This window comes from Cyanobacteriota bacterium (assembly GCA_025054735.1).
Classification (GTDB): Bacteria; Cyanobacteriota; Cyanobacteriia; order SKYG9; family SKYG9; genus SKYG9.
The window spans coordinates 1-1,401 of sequence record JANWZG010000640.1 but is presented as its reverse complement, the minus strand read 5'-3'; the positions used below and the strand labels follow the sequence as shown (position 1 = coordinate 1,401).

General features: G+C 49.3%; 2 protein-coding genes. Both read right to left on the bottom strand.

The features are described 5' to 3' along the window. A partial coding sequence (locus NZ772_18975; GenBank protein ID MCS6815641.1) for an S-layer homology domain-containing protein occupies nt 1–246 on the bottom strand: 246 nt, incomplete at its 3' end. 451 nt (nt 247–697) lie between these two features. Then, on the bottom strand, nt 698–1,360 hold the full coding sequence (locus NZ772_18970) for a YggS family pyridoxal phosphate-dependent enzyme (GenBank protein MCS6815640.1): 663 nt from the start codon (nt 1,358–1,360) through the stop codon (nt 698–700). Nucleotides 1,361–1,401: the final 41 nt, after the last annotated feature.

Here is a 1,401-nt window from a genome sequence, read left to right as displayed (position 1 = left end):
CGCGGCAAATTGAGCACGAGTTACAGGGTCATTGGGTCGGAAACTGCCATCGGGGAACCCTTTGATAATGTCACGGCTAGCTAGTTCCCGAATGAAGCCATCGGCCCAGTAACCAGAAGGCACATCGTAGAAAGATACCTGGGCTTGAGCAGGACGAGTGAGGACGATCGGTGCTAGTCCTGCTGCACCAACACTGAGGGCCATGATTACAGCCGTGCTGGAGCGCATAACAGTTGACGATCTCATAGGGATTCTCCTTTCTAAATCGAGTGGTGATTTAGCACACCATGACAGCCATAGCTAGCAACGCTGATCGCCCGTACCAAAGCCACTGGCCCATAGCCAGTACGTTTCCCCTGGGAACATTACCTGATGAAGGCAACTGTCCTAGGAGAAGATGGGAAAACAGGTGATCAATGCTAGACCCGTAGTAGCAGATGCAATGGTTACACGATTATCTACAGTTGCTTCCTGAATATGCGTGTAGATATTGCAAGCTGGAGTAAGTGAATATACTGTATTTCACAGGCGATCGTGAGTCGTATTAGCTACGAGCTGATGATTTGCTCAACAATTACATTCCCCAAGACCTACGTCTAGGGTAGTAGGTTCCAGTAGGTAAACAGTCATGCAACTGGCACAGTGATCAATGGTTTCTTGGACAGGTACTCTGGTAATAGAGCCATGCTGCTAGTGTCTATAGGGGTCGATCGCCAAAAATTGTCCGTCCCAAGCGCACTATAGTTGCCCCAGCCTGCACAGCTAAGGGATAATCATCGGACATGCCCATAGACAGTTGGGTAAGGGTAAGGCGAGGAAAGGCTAGCTGGTTAATCGTTGTGGCTAGATCTCGCAATTGCTGAAAATAGGCAAGCACTTGGTCAGCAGAGAGTCCTAGGGGTGGAATGGCCATTAACCCCTGGATACGAAGATGTTCACATTGATCTAAGGCAGGCAGGGCGCTGAGTAGCTCATCCACCGACCATCCACCTTTGTTGGCATCGGGCAGTAGTTTGACTTGTAGGCAAATTTGGGGGGGACAATCGCAGGATTGCGCTAGTTGATTAAGGCGCTGTGCTATAGATAGACTGTCTACCGAATGAATCCAAGAAAACAGATCCAACACTCGACGGGCCTTGTTACGCTGCAACCGCCCGATGAAGTGCCATGTAACATCCGTTAAGTCTTGCAATTGCGCATATTTAGCTTCTGCTTCTTGCAGACGATTTTCACCAAAATCACGAATACCAGCATGGTAGGCTTCTCGCATCCGGTCAGCGGTAACTTGCTTGGTGACAGCAATTAACCGGACATGTTTCGGCAAGGTTTGACGCAGGGTGTGGATGCGATCGGCTATCACTGGAAGGTTTGTTTGTGAATAGAGAGCAACTGTTTGTAGTC